General features: G+C 73.4%; 11 protein-coding genes, 1 tRNA gene, 1 pseudogene and 1 riboswitch. Of the genes and pseudogenes, 2 read left to right on the top strand and 11 right to left on the bottom strand.

All coding sequences use genetic code 11. The features are described from left to right. Position 1: 1 nt before the first annotated feature. A complete protein-coding gene (locus tag ACWGJO_RS10825) occupies positions 2-1,441 on the bottom strand; it encodes an MFS transporter (protein ID WP_452183112.1) in 1,440 nt (479 codons plus the stop codon). Between the two features lie 136 nt (positions 1,442-1,577). After that, the gene (locus ACWGJO_RS10820) at positions 1,578-1,892 is read right to left on the bottom strand and encodes a DMT family transporter (RefSeq protein WP_380545568.1); all 315 of its coding nucleotides are present in this window, start codon (positions 1,890-1,892) and stop codon (positions 1,578-1,580) included. A gap of 44 nt (positions 1,893-1,936) precedes the next feature. Next, positions 1,937-2,002, bottom strand: a riboswitch (guanidine-III (ykkC-III) riboswitch). Between the two features lie 85 nt (positions 2,003-2,087). Here ACWGJO_RS10820 and ACWGJO_RS10815 point away from each other — a divergent pair. Further along, positions 2,088-2,159, top strand: a tRNA-Cys gene (locus ACWGJO_RS10815). A gap of 106 nt (positions 2,160-2,265) precedes the next feature. On the opposite strand, the gene ACWGJO_RS10810 is transcribed toward ACWGJO_RS10815, so the two are convergent. The 6 genes and pseudogenes from ACWGJO_RS10810 to ACWGJO_RS10785 form a co-directional block, all read right to left on the bottom strand. Then, a complete protein-coding gene (locus tag ACWGJO_RS10810; RefSeq protein WP_452183111.1) occupies positions 2,266-4,593 on the bottom strand; it encodes a xanthine dehydrogenase family protein molybdopterin-binding subunit in 2,328 nt (775 codons plus the stop codon). 775 nt (positions 4,594-5,368) lie between these two features. Further along, a pseudogene (locus ACWGJO_RS10805) lies at positions 5,369-5,825 on the bottom strand ((2Fe-2S)-binding protein); the annotation flags it as partial. A 68-nt stretch (positions 5,826-5,893) separates the two neighbouring features. Then, on the bottom strand, positions 5,894-6,760 hold the full coding sequence (locus ACWGJO_RS10800; RefSeq protein ID WP_355265826.1) for an FAD binding domain-containing protein: 867 nt from the start codon (positions 6,758-6,760) through the stop codon (positions 5,894-5,896). Between the two features lie 357 nt (positions 6,761-7,117). Then, positions 7,118-8,728, bottom strand: a complete 1,611-nt coding sequence (locus tag ACWGJO_RS10795; RefSeq protein ID WP_452183110.1) for a beta-N-acetylhexosaminidase — start codon at positions 8,726-8,728, stop codon at positions 7,118-7,120. Between the two features lie 88 nt (positions 8,729-8,816). After that, positions 8,817-9,095: a DUF3039 domain-containing protein gene (locus ACWGJO_RS10790; RefSeq protein ID WP_359904233.1), complete on the bottom strand. Its 279-nt coding sequence runs from the start codon at positions 9,093-9,095 to the stop codon at positions 8,817-8,819. A 63-nt stretch (positions 9,096-9,158) separates the two neighbouring features. After that, positions 9,159-9,743, bottom strand: a complete 585-nt coding sequence (locus ACWGJO_RS10785; RefSeq protein WP_452183109.1) for a YqgE/AlgH family protein — start codon at positions 9,741-9,743, stop codon at positions 9,159-9,161. A 300-nt stretch (positions 9,744-10,043) separates the two neighbouring features. Here ACWGJO_RS10785 and murA point away from each other — a divergent pair, with 300 nt between their 5' ends. Further along, positions 10,044-11,384 (top strand): UDP-N-acetylglucosamine 1-carboxyvinyltransferase, encoded by a 1,341-nt coding sequence (gene murA, locus ACWGJO_RS10780; RefSeq protein ID WP_452183108.1) that lies wholly within the window; start codon positions 10,044-10,046, stop codon positions 11,382-11,384. Positions 11,385-11,457: 73 nt separating this feature from the next. Here murA and ACWGJO_RS10775 read toward each other — a convergent pair whose 3' ends face one another. From ACWGJO_RS10775 to ACWGJO_RS10765, 3 genes are all read right to left on the bottom strand, one after another. Continuing rightward, a complete protein-coding gene (locus ACWGJO_RS10775) occupies positions 11,458-11,742 on the bottom strand; it encodes an HU family DNA-binding protein (protein ID WP_030242980.1) in 285 nt (94 codons plus the stop codon). 508 nt (positions 11,743-12,250) lie between these two features. Continuing rightward, positions 12,251-13,723 (bottom strand): malic enzyme-like NAD(P)-binding protein, encoded by a 1,473-nt coding sequence (locus ACWGJO_RS10770; protein WP_452183107.1) that lies wholly within the window; start codon positions 13,721-13,723, stop codon positions 12,251-12,253. Positions 13,724-14,103: 380 nt separating this feature from the next. Continuing rightward, a complete protein-coding gene (locus tag ACWGJO_RS10765) occupies positions 14,104-16,407 on the bottom strand; it encodes a HelD family protein (RefSeq protein ID WP_452183106.1) in 2,304 nt (767 codons plus the stop codon). Positions 16,408-16,608 lie beyond the last annotated feature (201 nt).

Below are 16,608 nucleotides of genomic sequence, written 5' to 3'. Positions count from 1 at the left end.
GTCAGGCCTTCGTCCGCACCCGGCCGGAGAGCACCGCGCCGAGCAGCGCCACCCCGGCCATCGACAGCAGGATCACCGCGAAGGCGCCGGGCGAGCCGGCCTCCCCGCCGCCCCCGTGGGCGGCGGCGAGCGAGCCGCCGCCCAGCGCCGCGAACAGCACCCCGGCCAGGCCGGTCAGCAGCACATTGCCCAGCGCGTCGCTCATCTGGAGCGCGGCCGAGTTGGCCCCGGCGTCCTCCGGCGTGGAGAGCTTCATCATCAGCACGCTGACGCTCGCGATCGCCATCCCCATCCCGACGCCGCCGACGCCCCAGGCCACCGACGCGGCCCAGGCCGGCACCGCCGGGAACAGCACCAGCGCAGCGCCCGAGATCGCCACCGCGGTCAGCACGAAGCCGCCCCGGATCATCACCGTGCGGTAGCGCTCCGCCCCGGGCCGGCCCTGGAGCCAGGAGCCGAGCGCCCAGGTGAGACCGCCGCTGGTCAGGGTCAGGCCGGCCAGCGTCGGCGAGAGCTCACGCTGGGTGGTCATCATCAGCGGGATGAAGGCCTCGGCCGCGAAGAACGCCCCCGCGGCCACCCCGCGCAGCAGGATCACGGCCGGCAGTCCCCGGCCGGCCCGCAGGGTCCGCGCCGGAAGCAGGCCGAGGACCGCCGGCACCAGCAGCGCCGCCCCGGCGATCCCGGGGACCAGCCCGATCAGGTCGCGCCGCTGGCCCGCGTACTGCAGCAGGCCGGCGCCGACCGCCGCCATCGCGGCCAGCAGGGTGCGGCGGCGGTCGAAGGCCGCGTCCCTGGCCACCGGGTGCTCGCGCTCGGAGCGGGCCAGTGCCGGGCCCATCACGGCCAGCGGCAGCAGGATCAGCACCGGCACGGCCAGGAACACCCAGCGCCACCCCAGGTGCTGGGTGACGGCCCCGGAGACCAGCGGACCGATGATCGAGGGCAGCACCCAGGCCGAGGAGAAGGCCGCGAACACCGCGGGCCGCAGTCGCTCCGGGTAGGCCCGGCCGACCACCACGTACAGGGCGACGATCACCAGCCCGCCGCCGAGGCCCTGGACGGCCCGCCCGGCCACGAACACCCACATCCCGGGTGCCGTCCCGGACACCACCAGCCCCACGCCGAACACGGCGATGCCGCTGAACAGCGGCCGCAACGGGCCGCTCCGGTCGCACCACTGGCCGGAGACGACCAGGGCGAACAGGGTGGTGGTGAAGTAGCCGGAGAAGGCGAACGCGTACAGCCCGAGCCCGTTCAGCTGGCGGGCGGCGGTCGGCATCGCGGTGTTGACGGCCGTCGCCTCGAAGGCGATCACCAGGACCACCGAGACGATCCCCAGCGTCAGCGCACGGTAGCGGCCGCCGAGGACCCCACCACCGGGGTCGTCGTCGAGGGGTATCGGTACGGGGTCGACCGAGGTGGGGGAGGCAGTGGTCATACGTAACATCGTAAGAGCCGTCTGCCCCGATGACCCCTGACCCCGGTCGGTGATCTCCTCGGCCGCAGGGCCTAGGACGGGCCCCGGGACCCAGGACGGGCCCCGGCCGGGACCGCGGCGGAGGTCAGTGCGGACGTCAGTGCAGCACCTTGAGGCCCACCACACCGGAGACGATCAGCAGCAGGCAGGCGATCCGGGCCATGGTCACCGGATCCCCCAGGACGGCCATGCCGTAGACCGCGGTGCCGACCGCTCCGATGCCCACCCAGACGGCGTAGCCGGTTCCGATCGGAATGGTGCGCATCGCGTACGCCAGGCCGCCCATGCTGAACAGCAGTGCGATGCCGAAGACGAGGCTGGGAACGAGGCGGGTGAAGCCCTTGGACGATTCCAGGGCGACCGCCCAAATGGTCTCCAGGACACCCGAGACGATCAGAACGAGCCAGGCCATGACGGTGCTACCTCCGCAGTCCACAGCGGCCGGATTGCCGCTGAACTGCGCCGTCTTGTCGTCACCGGGTACGACGCGCTCGTCCGGGGTGGCGGAAATACCGCCACCTGTCCCCGACGGTAGCACACCTTGCCATACAGAATTTACAAAAGGGCATTGACCCTTCTCCCCCGGATCGGCCACTATGAATTCACTGGCCGTGTGCCCGAGTGGCTTAGGGAACCGTCTGCAAAGCGGTGCACGCGGGTTCGATTCCCGCCATGGCCTCACCGGAAAAGGAAATTGCCGGTCGACTCCGAAAGTCGGCCGGCAATTTCCTTTCCCTGCGTTACGCCTTTCCCGGGAGCCCCCGGTCTTTCCCGGGAGCACCCGGTCAGGCCGTGACGGCGTCCTCCGCCCGGATCGGCAGCCGGCCGACCGGCAGACCGGTGGCGGCGCGCACGGCCGCGGCGACGGCCGCCGGGGCGACCACCGCGGGCACGGCTCCGACCGCCTTCGCGCCGAACGGGGCCACCACGTCGCGCTCCTCCAGCAGCGCGGCGATCCGCACCTCCGGGGTGTCCAGCGCGGTGGGCAGCCGGTAGCCGGTGAGCGAGGGGTTCAGCAGCACCCCGCCCTCCGTCCGCAGGTCCTCCAGCAGTGCCAGGCCCACGCCCTGGGCCACCCCCGCCTCGATCCGGTCCTCGATCTGGCGCGGGTTCAGCGCCCGGCCGACGTCCTGGGCGACCGTCATCTCGACCACCCGCACGGCGCCCAGCTCGATGTCCACGTCCACCACCGCACGCATCGCGCAGAACGAGATGGAGACGAAGGCGTCGCCCTGCCCGGCCTCGTCCAGCGGCTCGGTGGGGTGCGGGCGGCACTGCGCGGTGGCCCAGAGCTCCTTGCCCTCCAACGCCTCGGCGACGGGCATGCCGAGCACCCCGTCGTACGAGGTGATCTTGCCGTCGGCGATCTGGAGCAGCTCCGCCGACATCCCGAAGTTCGCCGCGATCGGCTGCAGCAGCTGGTGGCGGACCATCAGCGCGGCCCGCTCGACGGCACCGCCGGAGACCCAGGTGTGCCGGCCGCGGGCGGACGGCCCGGCGATCGACTGGTCGCTGTCGGCCGGGGCGATGTAGACCTCGCTGACACCCAGCACGGTCTGCACGATCTGCCGGGCCAACGTGGCGAAGCCCTGCCCGGCGTCGACCGCCGCGCAGATCACCGTGGCGTGGTCCCCGCTGACCCGCACGGTCGCCGTGGAGACCTCGTCCTCGCCCTCGGCGCCCAGCATGTGCACCATGCCGACGGCGTAGCCGATTCCGCGCCGCACCGCCGCCGGGTCGCCCGCGCCGCCGGGCCCGCCGGGCAGCAGCCACTCGGCGTCCGGGTCGTCCACCGGCAGGGCCGGCAGCGGCTCGGCGGCGACCGCGTCCAGCAGGGCGCGCACCGGCGCCGGGCAGGTGACGGCCTGACCGGTGGGCAGCGGGTCGCCGGTGGACATCGCGTTGCGGCGGCGGATCTCCACCGGGTCCACGCCGATCCGGGAGGCCAGCTGGTCCAGCTGCGACTCGTACGCGAAGCAGGCCTGCAGGGCACCCTCGCCGCGCATCCGGCCGGCCGGCGGGTTGTTGGTGCGCACCGCCCAGGCGTCCACGAAGACGTTCGGGCAGACGTACGGACCGGCCGAGAAGGCCGTCGCGGCGGCCAGTGCCTCGGCGGAGACGTCCGCGTAGGCGCCGCCGTCCAGCAGGATCTGCGCCTCGACCTTCACCAGCGTGCCCTCGGCGTCGGCGTGGTGGCGGTAGCGCAGGAGCGCGGGGTGGCGCGAGGTGTGGGTGTGGAAGGACTCCTCGCGGGTGAGCGTCATCTTCACCGGGCGGCCGGTGCGCAGCGCCAGCAGGGCCAGGGTGACCTGGAACGAGAGGTCCTCGCGGTCGGTGGTGGCGCCGGGCACGCCGGTGACCACCAGCCGGACCCGGTCCGGCTCCAGGCCCAGGCAGGCGGCGGTGCGGTCGCGGTCGCCGTGCGGGTCGGTGGAGGACAGGTGCAGCTCGACGCCGCCGTCCGGGCGCGGTACGGCCAGCCCGGCCTCGGCGCCGAGCGGGGCCGGGTCCTGCCGGCCGACCTGGTAGAGGCCCTCGACGACGATCTCGCCGGCCGCGTCCGGGTCCCCGGTGCGCAGCGGCAGGTGGCGGAACAGGTTGCCGTCCGGGTGCAGCGGCGGCGCGGTGAAGGCCTGCTCCGGGTCGGTGACGGCCTCCAGCGGCTCGTAGTCGACCGCGATCAGGCCGACCGCCAGCCGGGCGGTGTCCGGGTGGTCGGCGGCCACCGCGGCGATCGGCTCGCCGTGGTGGCGCACCACGCCGGCGGCCAGCACCGGCCGGTCGGCGACGATCGGCCCGGCCGGGGCGCCGTCGGGGGTGCCGTCCGGTCCGGGCGGCAGGTCGGCGGCGGTGACCACGGCGTGCACGCCGGGCAGCGCCAGCGCGGCCGAGGTGTCGATGCCCCGGATCCGGGCGTGCGGGTGCGGCGAGCGCAGCACCGCGCCCCACAGCAGCCCCTCGGCCCACAGGTCGGCCGCGTACGGGTAGATGCCGAGCGCCTTGGGCAGCGCGTCGCTGCGCAGCGGGGAGCTGCCCAGGCCGATCGGCTCCGGTGCGCCGCCCTCGCCGCCGTCCTGCTGGAGTGCTGCGCCGATGTCGGTAGGCGACGTCATGATGCGTGGTCGTCCTCGGGGAGCCGGATGCCGTGGGCGGGGGTGGCACCGTACGGGACACCGGCCGGGGCGCCGCCCTCGGCCGGGGCACCGTGCGGGTGCGGGGCGGCGTACGGGGTGCCGTGCGGCGGCGTGCCGTCGTAGACGGAGCCGGGCAGCGGGGTCCCGTGCGCGGGGGTGGGCTCGTAGACCGGGGCGTCGTACCCGGTGTCGTAGCCGTTCTGCTGCTGGTGGCCGTCCGGGTAGGGCACGTAGGTGCCGTGCGCGGGGGTGGCCTGGTACGGCTGCTCGGGGTAGCCCTGCGGCGGGTAGTACACCTGGTCGTCGGCGGCCTGGGCGGGGATCCGGGCAGGGATGTCGTCCCGGATCGGGGCCAGCACGGTGGTGTCGTACACGCCGGTGTCGTAGCCGCCCTGGGGGTCGCCGTACGGCAGCCCGGCCGGGGCCTGCTCGACGGCGTGCTGTTCCACGGCGGGCTGTTCCACGGCGGGCTGCGCCGGGTGGTGCTGCTCGGCGGCGTGCTGCTCCGGGTGGTACTGCTCCGCGGGGTGGGCGACCGGGTGGGCCTCGACGGGCTGCTGCGGGACGTGCTCGATCCAGGCGTCGGCGTCGGCGTAGACCGGCGGCTCGACGGCCTGCCCGGGCTCGACCGGCGCGTCCACCCGCACGTCGGCGGGCGGTTCGGCGACCTGCTCGGCCGGCCCCCCGGGGGCGGGCCCGGCTGCCTGCCCGGCGGCCTCCTCCGCCTCCTCGGCCTCCGCCGCGCGGGCGTCCGCGACGGTCTGGACGGCGGCCAGCACGCCCCGGTAGCCGGTGCAGCGGCAGAGGTTGCCGCACAGCGCCTGACGGGCCTCCACCTCGGTGGGCCGGTGGTTGCGCTGGAGCAGGTCGTGCACCGCCATCGCCATGCCGGGGGTGCAGTAGCCGCACTGGACGGCGCCGGAGGCGGCCAGCGCCTGCTGGACGGCGCTCGCGCCGCCGGCGGCGGACAGGCCCTCGACGGTGCTGATCTCGCTGTCGGCGGCCAGGGCCGCGGGCACCAGGCAGCCGGCCACCAGCTGGCCGTCCACCTGCACCGAGCAGGCCCCGCACTCGCCCTGCTCGCAGCCGTCCTTGGCGCCGGCCAGGCCGAGCCGCTCGCGCAGCACGTAGAGCAGGCTCTCGCCGATCCACGCATCGGTGACGGGCCGTTCGAAACCGTTGACCCGCAGCGTGTACGAGGCGCATGGGCGCAGCTCGCGGCTGACCTGCGGGGAGAGACCGAGCGGGTCGGCGTCCAGGGTCTCGATGGGGTCTGTGGTCACTTCAGCGCCCTTCCCAGTGCCCGTCGGGCCAGCACCGATACGGTACGCCGCAACCGAACCGCGGCCGCGGTCGGCCCCTCGGTCACGGCCTCCCAGGCGCCCTCGGCGCCGTAGTTGTCGGGGACGCAGGCGGCGGCCACGTACTCGCCGAAGGCGGCGGTCGCGGCCGGGTCGATCTCCCTGCTGCCGTCCCAGTCGATGCAGCCGGCCACCCAGGCCTCGGCCTCCAGCGGGCGCAGCGGCACCGGCGCGACGGCCCCGACGGCGCAGCGCACCGAGCGCCGGGCCGGGTCGAGGACCAGGGCGACGGAGGCGGTGGCGCGGGCCGGTCCGCTGCGGCCGGTGGCCTTGAGGAAGACCTGCGGGGCGTGCAGCAGCGGGACGCGCACCCAGGTGAGCAGTTCGCCGGGGCGCACCGGGTCGAGCCCGGTGAGCAGGTGACTGACCGGCACCTCGCGGGTGCCCCCGGCCCGGGCCAGGGTGACGCTGGCCTCCAGCGCGGTGAGCACCGGGAGGGTGTCGCCGGCCGGGGCGGCGGTGACGATGTTCCCGCCGAGGGTGCCGACGTTGCGGACCTGCGGCGGGCCGGCGGTGCGGGCGGCGTCGGCGAGCGCGGGGATGAGCGCCGCGAAGTCGGGGCGGTCCATCCGGGCGTGGGTGAGTCCGGCGCCGAGCACGGCGGTGCCGCCGTCCTCGTAGCGCCAGCCGCGCAGTTCGGTGATCCGGCCGAGGCCGACCAGGGCGGCGGGGCGCAGTCGGCCGGCGTTGACGGCCTCCATCAGGTCGGTGGCTCCGGCCACCGGTACCGCGGCCGGGGCGGCGGCCAGCGCGTCGACGGCCTCGTCGAGGGAGGCCGGCAGCATGATCGTCCGGTTCACCTGGGTCCCACCGTGCTCCACTTGCTCATCGATCGCCTGCCGCCCGCCGGCCTTCGGCCGTACTGTCCTGCGTCAGCAGCCCGGCCTGGCCCGTAGGGTACGGGCGATCGGGCCGGGTTGGGCAACTCTGGCACACAATGCTCGATGATCATTTCGGGACCGGTGAACGGGACTGCCCGATTGGGACTGATACCGGGCGGTATCTGCCCCGACCCGCTCCGGGCCAGGGCAGATGTTCATCAGTTCTTGACGTCGGACGACCGCTCAGAAGTTCCCGACGGGTAGGACCGGGGCGTTTCCCGCGGGTCTTCGCCGGGTCCGGCAGGACCCGCGGGACACGCCCTACCGCACCGGCGGCGGGCCCTCGATCGGCCGGCCGAGCACCCCGGGGCGGCGCTGCCACGGGTGCGGACCGTCGGCCGGGCGGTACTCGACGCCGAGCGCGTCCAGCGCCCTCAGGTGCGTCGCCAGCCGCTGCTCGAAACCGGCGAAGTCCCGCTCGGCCGGCTCGGCGGGCAGCTCCGACCAGGCGACCTCGGCGAAGGCGACCAGCCGGGGGAAGGCCCGGTAGTCGATGTCCCGGGCGCTGTCCATGAACTCGCTCCACAGGTTGGCCTGGGTGCCGATCACGTGCCGGGCGGCGGCCTCGTCCAGCTGCTCGGGGACCGGCTCGAACCGGTAGACGTCCTCCAGCGTGCGCACGAATCCGACCGGGATCGGCTCGTCCGGTCCGTCCGCCTGCCGGTGGTCGAAGTAGACGTGCTGCTCGGGGCACATCACCACGTCGTGCCCGGCCTTCGCGGCGGCGACCCCGCCGCCGAAGCCGCGCCAGGAGGAGACGGCGGCGCCCGGCGCGAGCCCGCCCTCCAGGATCTCGTCCCAGCCGATCAGCCGGCGGCTGCGGTCGGCCAGCCAGCCGTCGAAGTGCCGGATGAGGTGGCTCTGCAGTTCGTCCTCGTTGGCCAGGCCCAGTTCGCGTATCCGGGCCTGCGCGGCGGCGCTGTCCTTCCACTGCTCCTTGGGGCACTCGTCGCCGCCCAGGTGGATGAACTCGGACGGGAAGAGCTCCAGGACCTCCTCCAGCACGCCCTCGAAGAAGCGCAGGGTCTCCTCGGAGGCGTTGAGCACGTTGTGGCTCACCCCCCAGTCGGTCCAGACCCCGAGCGCGGCGGTGTCCACCACGTCGGTGTTGCCCAGCTCGGGGTAGGCGGACACGGCGGCCTGGGTGTGGCCGGGCAGGTCGATCTCCGGGACGACGGTGACCCCGCGGGCGGCCGCGTAGGCGACGATCTCGCGCAGGTCGTCCTGGGTGTAGTAGCCGCCGTGCGGGCGGTCGTCACGGCGCTGCCCGGCCCGGTAGCCGACCATCGAGCGCTCCCGCCAGGCGCCGCGAGCGGTCAGCCTCGGGTAGCGCTTGATCTCCACCCGCCAGCCCTGGTCGTCGGTCAGGTGCAGGTGCAGCACGTTGAGCTTGTGCGCGGCCAGCAGGTCGACGAAGCGCAGCACGTCCGACTTGGGCAGGAAGTGCCGGGCGACGTCGAGCAGCGCGCCGCGCCAGCCGAACCGGGGGGCGTCCGCGATGTCGGCGCCGGGCAGGACCCAGCCCTCGCGGCGCAGCGGCGAGCGGCGGTAGGCGTCCGGCCCGAGCAGCTGCCGCAGGGTCTGCGCGCCCCACAGCGCTCCGGCCGGGCCGCCCGCGGCGAGCAGGGCGTGGCCGGGGCGCACCGTGATCCGGTACGCCTCGGCGGCGAGCGCCCGGTCCTCGACCAGCTCGATGCCCGAACCCGGCCGGCCCGGGCCGAGCGGCAGCCCGGTGGCGGCGGACAGTGTGGTCCGCAGCCAGCGCTCGGCGTCGGCCAGCGCGGGGGGTGCGGTCAGCGTGGTGGCGGCGTCGAGCGGGTAGTCCTCGTCCGGGCGGCGAACGGCACTCGACGGTGCGGGAATGAGGTCCATTCCGACATCCTGCCCACGCCCCGACGATTGGCATAGACCACCGGGGAAACCCTGGTGCTATGCAAAACGGCGTTGTGCGCGCCGCGGACTACTTGTTGTCGCCGTCGCCGCCCTGCGGCTTGCCGATGCCGTCGTAGATCTCCTTGCACATGGGGCAGACCGGGTACTTCTTCGGGTCGCGCCCGGGCACCCACACCTTGCCGCAGAGCGCCACCACGGGAGACCCGGAGAGGGCGCTCTCCATGATCTTGTCCTTCTGGACGTAGTGCGCGAAGCGCTCGTGGTCGCCGTCCCCGTGGGACACCTGCGGGACGGGCTCGACCAGGGTGCCGGTGCCGAGGCCGCGCTCGGGCTCAAGAGTGCTCATGGGTGCCAAGTCTATGGGGGCCTCCGGAAACCCGGCCAGTATCGCGGCGCGGGGCCGGTCGGCTCAGTTCATCGTGGGGTCGTCCGGGTAGGTCGCCAGCAGGGCGAGCGGGCCGCGCTGGCGGCGCAGGACCGCGCGCCACAGCCGTTCCGGCTCGGGGCTGGAGACGTCCCCCGGCTCGCAGTCCACCAGGTACCAGGCGCCGCTCTCCAGCTCCGCCTCCAGCTGTCCCGGCGACCAGCCCGCGTACCCGGCGAAGATCCGCAGGCTGCCCAGCTCCCCGGCCAGCACCTCGGGCGGCGCCTCCAGGTCCACCAGGCCGATCGCGCCGTGCACCCGGCGCCAGCCGAGCGGCTCGCCGGTGCCCGGCTCTCCCGGTGCCACCGCGAGGCCGAGCGCCGAGTCCAGCGCCACCGGGCCGCCCTGGAACACCACGGACGGCTGTCCGACGAGTCTGTTCCAGCCGTCCAGCACGCTTCCCACCTCGACCGGCGTCGGCCGGTTCAGGACCACGCCGAGCGCCCCCTCGACATCGTGGTCGAGGAGCAGCACCACCGCCCGCGCGAAGTTCGGGTCGGTGAGCAGGGGCGTCGCGACGAGCAGACAGCCGGTGTGGGACCGGCCTCCGTGCGAATGGGCCGCCGTCATGCCCACATGATCCCGCAGAACGGCACCGCTCGGACACCGCAACACCCGGAAACGCCCTCGCCGGACGAACACCCGTACGGCCGCACCGGGGGGCGGGCGCGGGCCCGGAGAGAGCACCATCACGGGAGAGGCTCACGGGAACCAACGGAGCGCCTACTACCATCTACGTCTGGTGGACGCCCATACGGTGCCGACTCGGTTTCGCCGGGGGCCCGAACGCGCCCGTACGAACGGTCCACCACCGGCTCTCTCCCGGAGCCGCCCTTTCCGACTCCTCTGGCACCCCGGATTGCGAGAACGATGACCGACGACGTCCTGCTGGTCCATGGCGGAAATCCGCTCGAAGGCGAGATCCGCGTCCGCGGTGCGAAGAACCTGGTGCCCAAGGCCATGGTCGCCGCCCTCCTCGGGCAGGGCCCCAGCAGACTGCGCAACGTCCCGGACATCCGCGACGTCAAGGTGGTCCGCGGCCTGCTGCAGCTGCACGGCGTGACCGTGCGCACCGGTGACGAGGACGGCGAGCTGATCCTCGACCCCTCGCACGTCGAGAGCGCCAACGTCGCCGACATCGACGCGCACGCCGGCTCCTCGCGGATCCCGATCCTGTTCTGCGGTCCGCTGCTGCACCGCCTCGGCCACGCCTTCATCCCCGGCCTCGGCGGCTGCGACATCGGCGGCCGCCCCGTCGACTTCCACTTCGAGGTGCTGCGCCAGTTCGGCGCCAGCATCGAGAAGCACCCGCAGGGCACCTACCTGGTCGCCGCGCAGCGGCTGCGCGGCACCAAGATCGAGCTGCCCTACCCCTCGGTCGGCGCGACCGAGCAGGTGCTGCTCACGGCCGTCCTCGCCGAGGGCGTCACCGAGCTGCGCAACGCGGCCATCGAGCCGGAGATCGTCGACCTGATCTGCGTGCTGCAGAAGATGGGCGCGATCATCACGCTGGGCACCGACCGGACGATCCTGATCACCGGCGTGGACGAGCTGAACGGCTACAACCACCGCGCGCTGCCGGACCGCCTGGAGGCGGCGTCCTGGGCCTGCGCGGCGCTGGCCACCAAGGGCGACATCTACGTCCGCGGCGCCCGCCAGCTGGAGATGATGACCTTCCTGAACACCTTCCGGAAGGTCGGCGGCGCCTTCGAGGTGGACGACGAGGGCATCCGCTTCTGGCACCCGGGCGGCGAGCTCAAGGCGATCGCCCTGGAGACCGACGTGCACCCGGGCTTCCAGACCGACTGGCAGCAGCCGCTGGTGGTCGCGCTGACCCAGGCCACCGGCCTGTCCATCGTCCACGAGACGGTGTACGAGTCGCGGCTCGGCTTCACCGGCGCGCTGAACCAGATGGGCGCGCACATCCAGCTCTACCGCGAGTGCCTGGGCGGCACCCCGTGCCGCTTCGGCGCCCGCAACTTCCTGCACTCCGCGGTCGTCTCCGGCCCGTCCAAGCTGATCGGCTCCGAGCTGGTCATCCCGGACCTGCGCGGCGGTTTCTCGTACCTGATCGCGGCGCTGGCGGCCGAGGGCACCTCGACCGTGCACGGCATCGACCTGATCAACCGCGGCTACGAGAACTTCATGGACAAGCTGCGCGACCTGGGCGCCCACGTCGAGCTGCCCAGCGAGCAGCTGGTCGACGCCTGACGGTCCGGTCCCAACGGCGAGAGGCCGGGCTCCCCAGCGGGGAGCCCGGCCTCTCGGGCGTTCAAGGGGTGGCTCAGGCAGCGCCCTTGGCGGCTTCCTTCAGCTTGGAGCCGGCGCTCACCTTGGCGCTGTAGCCCGCGGCGATCTGGATCGGCTCGCCGGTCTGCGGGTTGCGGGCGGTGCGGGCAGCGCGGTGGGTGCGCTCGAAGGTCAGGAAACCGGGGATGGTGACCTTCTCGTCGCCCTTGGCGACGACCTCGCCGACGATCTCGGCGAAGGCGGCCAGAACGGCGTCGGCGTCCTTGCGGGTCACCTCGGCGCGCTCGGACAGCGCGGCCACCAGCTCACTGCGGTTCATGTGTACTCCTGTGGTCTGTTCGCTTGCGGTGCACGGGGGCCCATCGGTACTCCCACCGGGGGGCACCCGGATGGGCCGCAGGTCCGCACACTGTGCTCATGCAGGCAATGCGTGGTCGCAGGCCGGGTCCGTACCCGATGCCGCGCGCCTGAGCCGTCGAAGGCCCACCCGCCCGCCTGGATACGAATCCTGCCCCGACCGGCCCCGAGAAAGCCAATCGGGCTCCGGGTGGGCCACTCGAACGTCGCCCGCTCGCTGGAGGTGTGACGCTCCGTCGGCTCCGGCGGACCGGGCGCGGGCGGCGGTCGGGACGACACGCCGGAAGACCAGGGGGACGTTCCGTACTTGTCGGACACGCCTGCCCCGTGCAGGGCTACGGTACGCCCTAGGACTGACAAGCCCAAACACGCCCCTCGCCCTTGTGTCGCAAGGGTTCGGGGCGGGCTGGGCGGACATGGTCCTTATTCGTACATTTGAGCGATCTGTGACACGTCGCCCGACCCGGTCGTCAGAGCTTGACGACGGGGAACGCGGCGGTGTCCAGGGTGCCGACGATGCCGGGGGTCGGACGGGCCGGCGCGGGGTCCTCCTGGGCCCCCGCCAGGGCCGCCTCGCGCACCGCGGAGGCGACGGTCTTGGCGACGTCCTTGTGGAACACGCTCGGGATGATGTAGTTGGCGTTCAGCTCGTCGTCGGCCACGGTGGTGGCCAGCGCCCGGGCGGCGGCGATCATCATCTCGGTGTTGACGGTGCGGCTCTGGGCGTCCAGCAGGCCGCGGAAGACGCCCGGGAAGACCAGCACGTTGTTGATCTGGTTCGGGAAGTCGCTTCGGCCGGTGGCGACCACGGCGGCGGTCTGCCGGGCGATGGCCGGGTCGACCTCCGGGTCCGGGTTGGCCAGCGCGAAGACGATCGAGTCCTCCGCCATGGTGGCCAGGTCGTCGCCGTCCAGGACGTTCGGGGCCGAGACGCCGATGAAGACGTCGGCGCCCGCCACGGCCTCCTTGAGGCTGCCGGTGCGGCCCGAGCGGTTGGTGTGCTCGGCGATCCAGCGCAGGTTCTCGTTGAGGTCCCCGCGGCCCAGGTGGACCACGCCCTGCACGTCCGCCACGGTGGCGTGCTCGACGCCGGCCGCCATCAGCAGCTTGAGGATCGCGGTGCCGGCGGCGCCGGCGCCCGACATCACCACGCGGATGTCGGAGATCCGCTTGCCGACCACCTTCAGCGCGTTGGTGAGGGCGGCCAGCACCACGATCGCGGTGCCGTGCTGGTCGTCGTGGAAGACCGGGATGTCCAGGGCCTCGCGCAGCCGGGCCTCGATCTCGAAGCAGCGCGGCGCGGAGATGTCCTCCAGGTTGATCCCGGCGAAGCCCGGGGCGATCGCCCTGACGATGGCGACGATCTCGTCGGTGTCCTGGGTGTCCAGGCAGATCGGCCAGGCGTCGATGCCGGCGAAGCGCTTGAACAGGGCCGCCTTGCCCTCCATGACCGGCAGCGCGGCCTCGGGGCCGATGTTGCCCAGGCCCAGCACCGCCGAGCCGTCGGTGACCACGGCGACGCTGTTGCGCTTGATGGTCAGGCGGCGCGCGTCCTCGGGGTTCTCCGCGATCGCCATGCAGACCCGGGCGACGCCGGGGGTGTAGATCATGCTGAGGTCGTCACGGTTGCGGATCGGCAGCTTCGAGGACATCTCGATCTTGCCGCCGAGGTGCATCAGGAAGGTGCGGTCCGAGACCTTGCCGATCGACACGCCGTCGATCGCGCGCAGCTTCTCGACGATCTCCTCGCCGTGCGCGACCGAGGAGGCCGCCACCGTGACGTCGATCCGCAGCGCCTCCAGGCCGGAGGCGGTGACGTCGAGACCGGTCACCGACCCGCCGGAGGACTCCACGGCGGTGGTGATCGCACTGACGGCGTTGCCCCGGGCCGGGACCTCCAGCCGTACCGTGATCGAGTTGGAGACACTGGGCACCGTCGACATCGACGCTTCCTTCTTCCGTCTGTCCCGCAGGCTCAACATTTTGTTGAAGGCATCGCCCGCGCATGCTAGACCTCGATCGTCGCACCTTCCAAGGGGTAGCCAGAAATAACGTTCATTGAGTGTGCGGACCCGACAATCCCACCCAATGGCCGCCGGTCCCCCGCCGCTCACTCCTTGCCTCTCCCGGCCGATGCGTTACATTGGACGGGACACCGGCTCGATCCAAGCCCCCGGGCCCAACCTTCGTCCCTTCGAGGGACCACTTGCCGCGAGGCGAGCATGGCGGGTCGGTGTCGTAAACGTCTGAAGGCCCCTCACCGTCCGGTGAGGGGCCTTCTTCTGTCGGGTCCCGACGAGTACCGCCGGGACCCGACGGGACGTCAGCCGTGCAGCAGCGCGGGCACGCCGTCCGCGTCCGGCAGGTCGTCCGGGCCGGAGAGCACGGTCAGCCGCTGGGTCGCGCGGGTCAGCGCCACGTACAGCACCCGCAGCCCGGCCTCCGACTCGCCGGCGATGCCGGTCGGGTCGGCCACCACGGTCGCGTCGTACTCCAGGCCCTTGGCCTCCAGACTGCCCAGCGCCACCACGCGCCCGCCCAGGCCCTCGGCCCAGCCGGCCGCCTCGTCCCGGCGGTCCATCGGCACCACGATCGCCACGGTGCCGTCCACCTCGGCCAGCAGCCGCTCCAGCTCGGCCCGGGCGGCCTTGCCGAAGGCCTCCGGCGAGGGGTCGGTGGTGGCCGCGAAGCGCGGCTCCACGCCGACCCGGCGCACCGCGCTCGGCGACGGGGTGCCCGGCGCGGCCAGCGCCAGCACCTTCGCCGCGACCTCGGCGATCTCGGCCGGGTTGCGGTAGTTCACGGTCAGCGTGAAGCGGCGGCGCGGCTTGCCGGAGAGCACGTCGTCCAGTGCGGCCTGGGCCTCCTGCGGGAACGGCCAGGAGGACTGCGCCGGGTCGCCGACGATCGTCCAGGTGGCCATCCGGGCCCGGCGGCCGATCATCCGCCACTGCATCGGGGTGAGGTCCTGCGCCTCGTCCACGATGATGTGCGCGTACTCCCTGCGCTCGACCGGCTGGCGGTCGCGCTGGCGGGTGGAGCGGTCGGCGAAGGTGGTGACCTCCTCCAGGCCGCTCAGCAGGTCCACCGCGTCCACCTCGCGGACCTTCGGGCGGGCCGGCTCGCCCAGCAGCACCTGGAGCTCGTCGATCAGCGCGACGTCGTGCGCGGACAGCGCGCCCGCACCCTCCGCGGACAGGTGGCGCCAGGAGGCGGCCAGCAGCCTGGCCTCGTCCGGGGTGACGGCGCGGCGGGCGATCCGGTTGGTGTGCCGGTGCTGCCGCAGCGTGCCGAGCACCCGGCGCGGGCTCAGCGCCGGCCACCAGGCGTCCAGGAAGTCCAGGAACGACGCCTCGTCCGAAACGTACTCGTCGAAGGACTCCTTCTCCTCCTGGCGCTGCTCGCGGGCGTAGTGGTCGGCGGGCTTCGGCAGGTCCCTGGTGGCCTGCTGCCACAGGGCGTCCAGCAGCAGCCGGCGGGCCCGCGGACGCAGCAGGTTCAGCGGGGTGCCGCCGGAGCCCACCACGTTGCCGCGCACGGCCTTCAGCCGGGAGGCGTCCAGCTTCAGCACCTCGCCGCGGGCGACGACCTTCAGCTCCTGCGGCGCGCCCAGCTCCAGCGCCGCGCGGGCGGCCCGGCGCAGCAGTTGCACCATTCGGCCCGAGCCCTTGACCCGGGCCGCCTCGGGAGTGTCGTAGGTGCCGGCCTCGACGCCGTCCACCAGCGAGCCGACCGCCCGGATGGCGACCTGGCCCTCCTCGCCCAGCGCGGGCAGCACGCCCTCGGTGTAGGACACCAGCAGCGGGGTCGGCGAGACCACCAGGATGCCCCCGGCGTAGCGGCGGCGGTCCTGGTAGAGCAGGTAGGCGGCGCGGTGCAGGGCGACGGCGGTCTTGCCGGTGCCGGGGCCGCCGGTGACCAGGGTGGCGCCCGCGGCGGCGGCACGGATCACCTCGTCCTGCTCCTTCTGGATGGAGGAGACGATGTCGCGCATCGAGTGGCTGCGGGCGCGGCCCAGCGAGGCCATCAGCGCACCGTCGCCGACCACGGCCAGCTCCTCGCCGTCCAGGGTCGGGGCGAGGTCCGGACGCAGCAGGTCGTCCTCGACGCCGATCACCTTGCGGCCCTTGGATCGGATCACCCGGCGACGGATCACCCGGCCCGGTTCGACCGGGGTGGCGCGGTAGAAGGGGGCGGCGGCGGGCGCGCGCCAGTCGATCACCAGCGGGCCGTACTCGGCGTCCAGCACGCCCAGTCGGCCGATGTGGAGGGTCTCGGCGACGGCCGGGTCGGCCGGGTCGAGCGGGGTGTCCGACGGGATCCCGTGCTCCTCCGGGGCGTCCGCCCGCTGGAGGTCGATCCGGCCGAACAGGAAGTCCTCGAACTCGCTGTTCAGTCGGTGGAGGTGGGCGCCGGCACGGTAGACCTGGGCGTCGCGTTCGGCGAGCGCGCCGGGGGTTCCGACCTGGACCCGCTTGGCGGCGTCCTCCAGGATGTACTCGGCCTCGGCGAGCTTCTCCTCCAACCGGTGGTAGACGGTGTCGAGGTGCTGCTGCTCACCGGCGATCTCGCGCGCGCGGACGGTCTCGTGGTCGGTGGCGGGGGTGGTGGGCGTGTTGCTCTGCATGGCCTCGGTGGTTGCGGCGGAATCCCGCTCCGGAAAACGAGCGGACGGATGATCCTACGCCGCCACCCCCGGGCCGCGCTGCTCCGGAACGTACAAAAATCGAAGGGCCGTCCTCCGCGGAGCGGAGGGCGGGGCCTGGGGTGCAAAATGGGGGGGGGTGTTTGCGGGGATGGAAACCCGGGGCCCGGGTGTTTTTTAAAG

The organism is Kitasatospora sp. NPDC054795 (assembly GCF_053611565.1).
The sequence above is the reverse complement of the archived record's forward strand: the minus strand, read 5'-3'. Positions and strand labels throughout refer to the sequence as shown.

Excerpts from the sequence above, each read along its gene's own strand:
- ACWGJO_RS10825 (WP_452183112.1), bottom strand. The coding sequence starts at position 1,441 with ATGACCACTGCCTCCCCCACCTCGGTCGACCCCGTACCGATACCCCTC.
- ACWGJO_RS10800 (WP_355265826.1), bottom strand. The coding sequence starts at position 6,760 with ATGCTGCCGGCCTCCCTCGACGAGGCCGTCGACGCGCTGGCCGCCGCC.
- ACWGJO_RS10810 (WP_452183111.1), bottom strand. The coding sequence starts at position 4,593 with ATGACGTCGCCTACCGACATCGGCGCAGCACTCCAGCAGGACGGCGGC.
- ACWGJO_RS10820 (WP_380545568.1), bottom strand. The coding sequence starts at position 1,892 with ATGGCCTGGCTCGTTCTGATCGTCTCGGGTGTCCTGGAGACCATTTGG.
- ACWGJO_RS10795 (WP_452183110.1), bottom strand. The coding sequence starts at position 8,728 with ATGGACCTCATTCCCGCACCGTCGAGTGCCGTTCGCCGCCCGGACGAG.
- ACWGJO_RS10770 (WP_452183107.1), bottom strand. The coding sequence starts at position 13,723 with ATGTCGACGGTGCCCAGTGTCTCCAACTCGATCACGGTACGGCTGGAG.
- ACWGJO_RS10790 (WP_359904233.1), bottom strand. The coding sequence starts at position 9,095 with ATGAGCACTCTTGAGCCCGAGCGCGGCCTCGGCACCGGCACCCTGGTC.
- ACWGJO_RS10785 (WP_452183109.1), bottom strand. The coding sequence starts at position 9,743 with ATGACGGCGGCCCATTCGCACGGAGGCCGGTCCCACACCGGCTGTCTG.
- ACWGJO_RS10775 (WP_030242980.1), bottom strand. The coding sequence starts at position 11,742 with ATGAACCGCAGTGAGCTGGTGGCCGCGCTGTCCGAGCGCGCCGAGGTG.
- murA (WP_452183108.1), top strand. The coding sequence starts at position 10,044 with ATGACCGACGACGTCCTGCTGGTCCATGGCGGAAATCCGCTCGAAGGC.
- ACWGJO_RS10765 (WP_452183106.1), bottom strand. The coding sequence starts at position 16,407 with ATGCAGAGCAACACGCCCACCACCCCCGCCACCGACCACGAGACCGTC.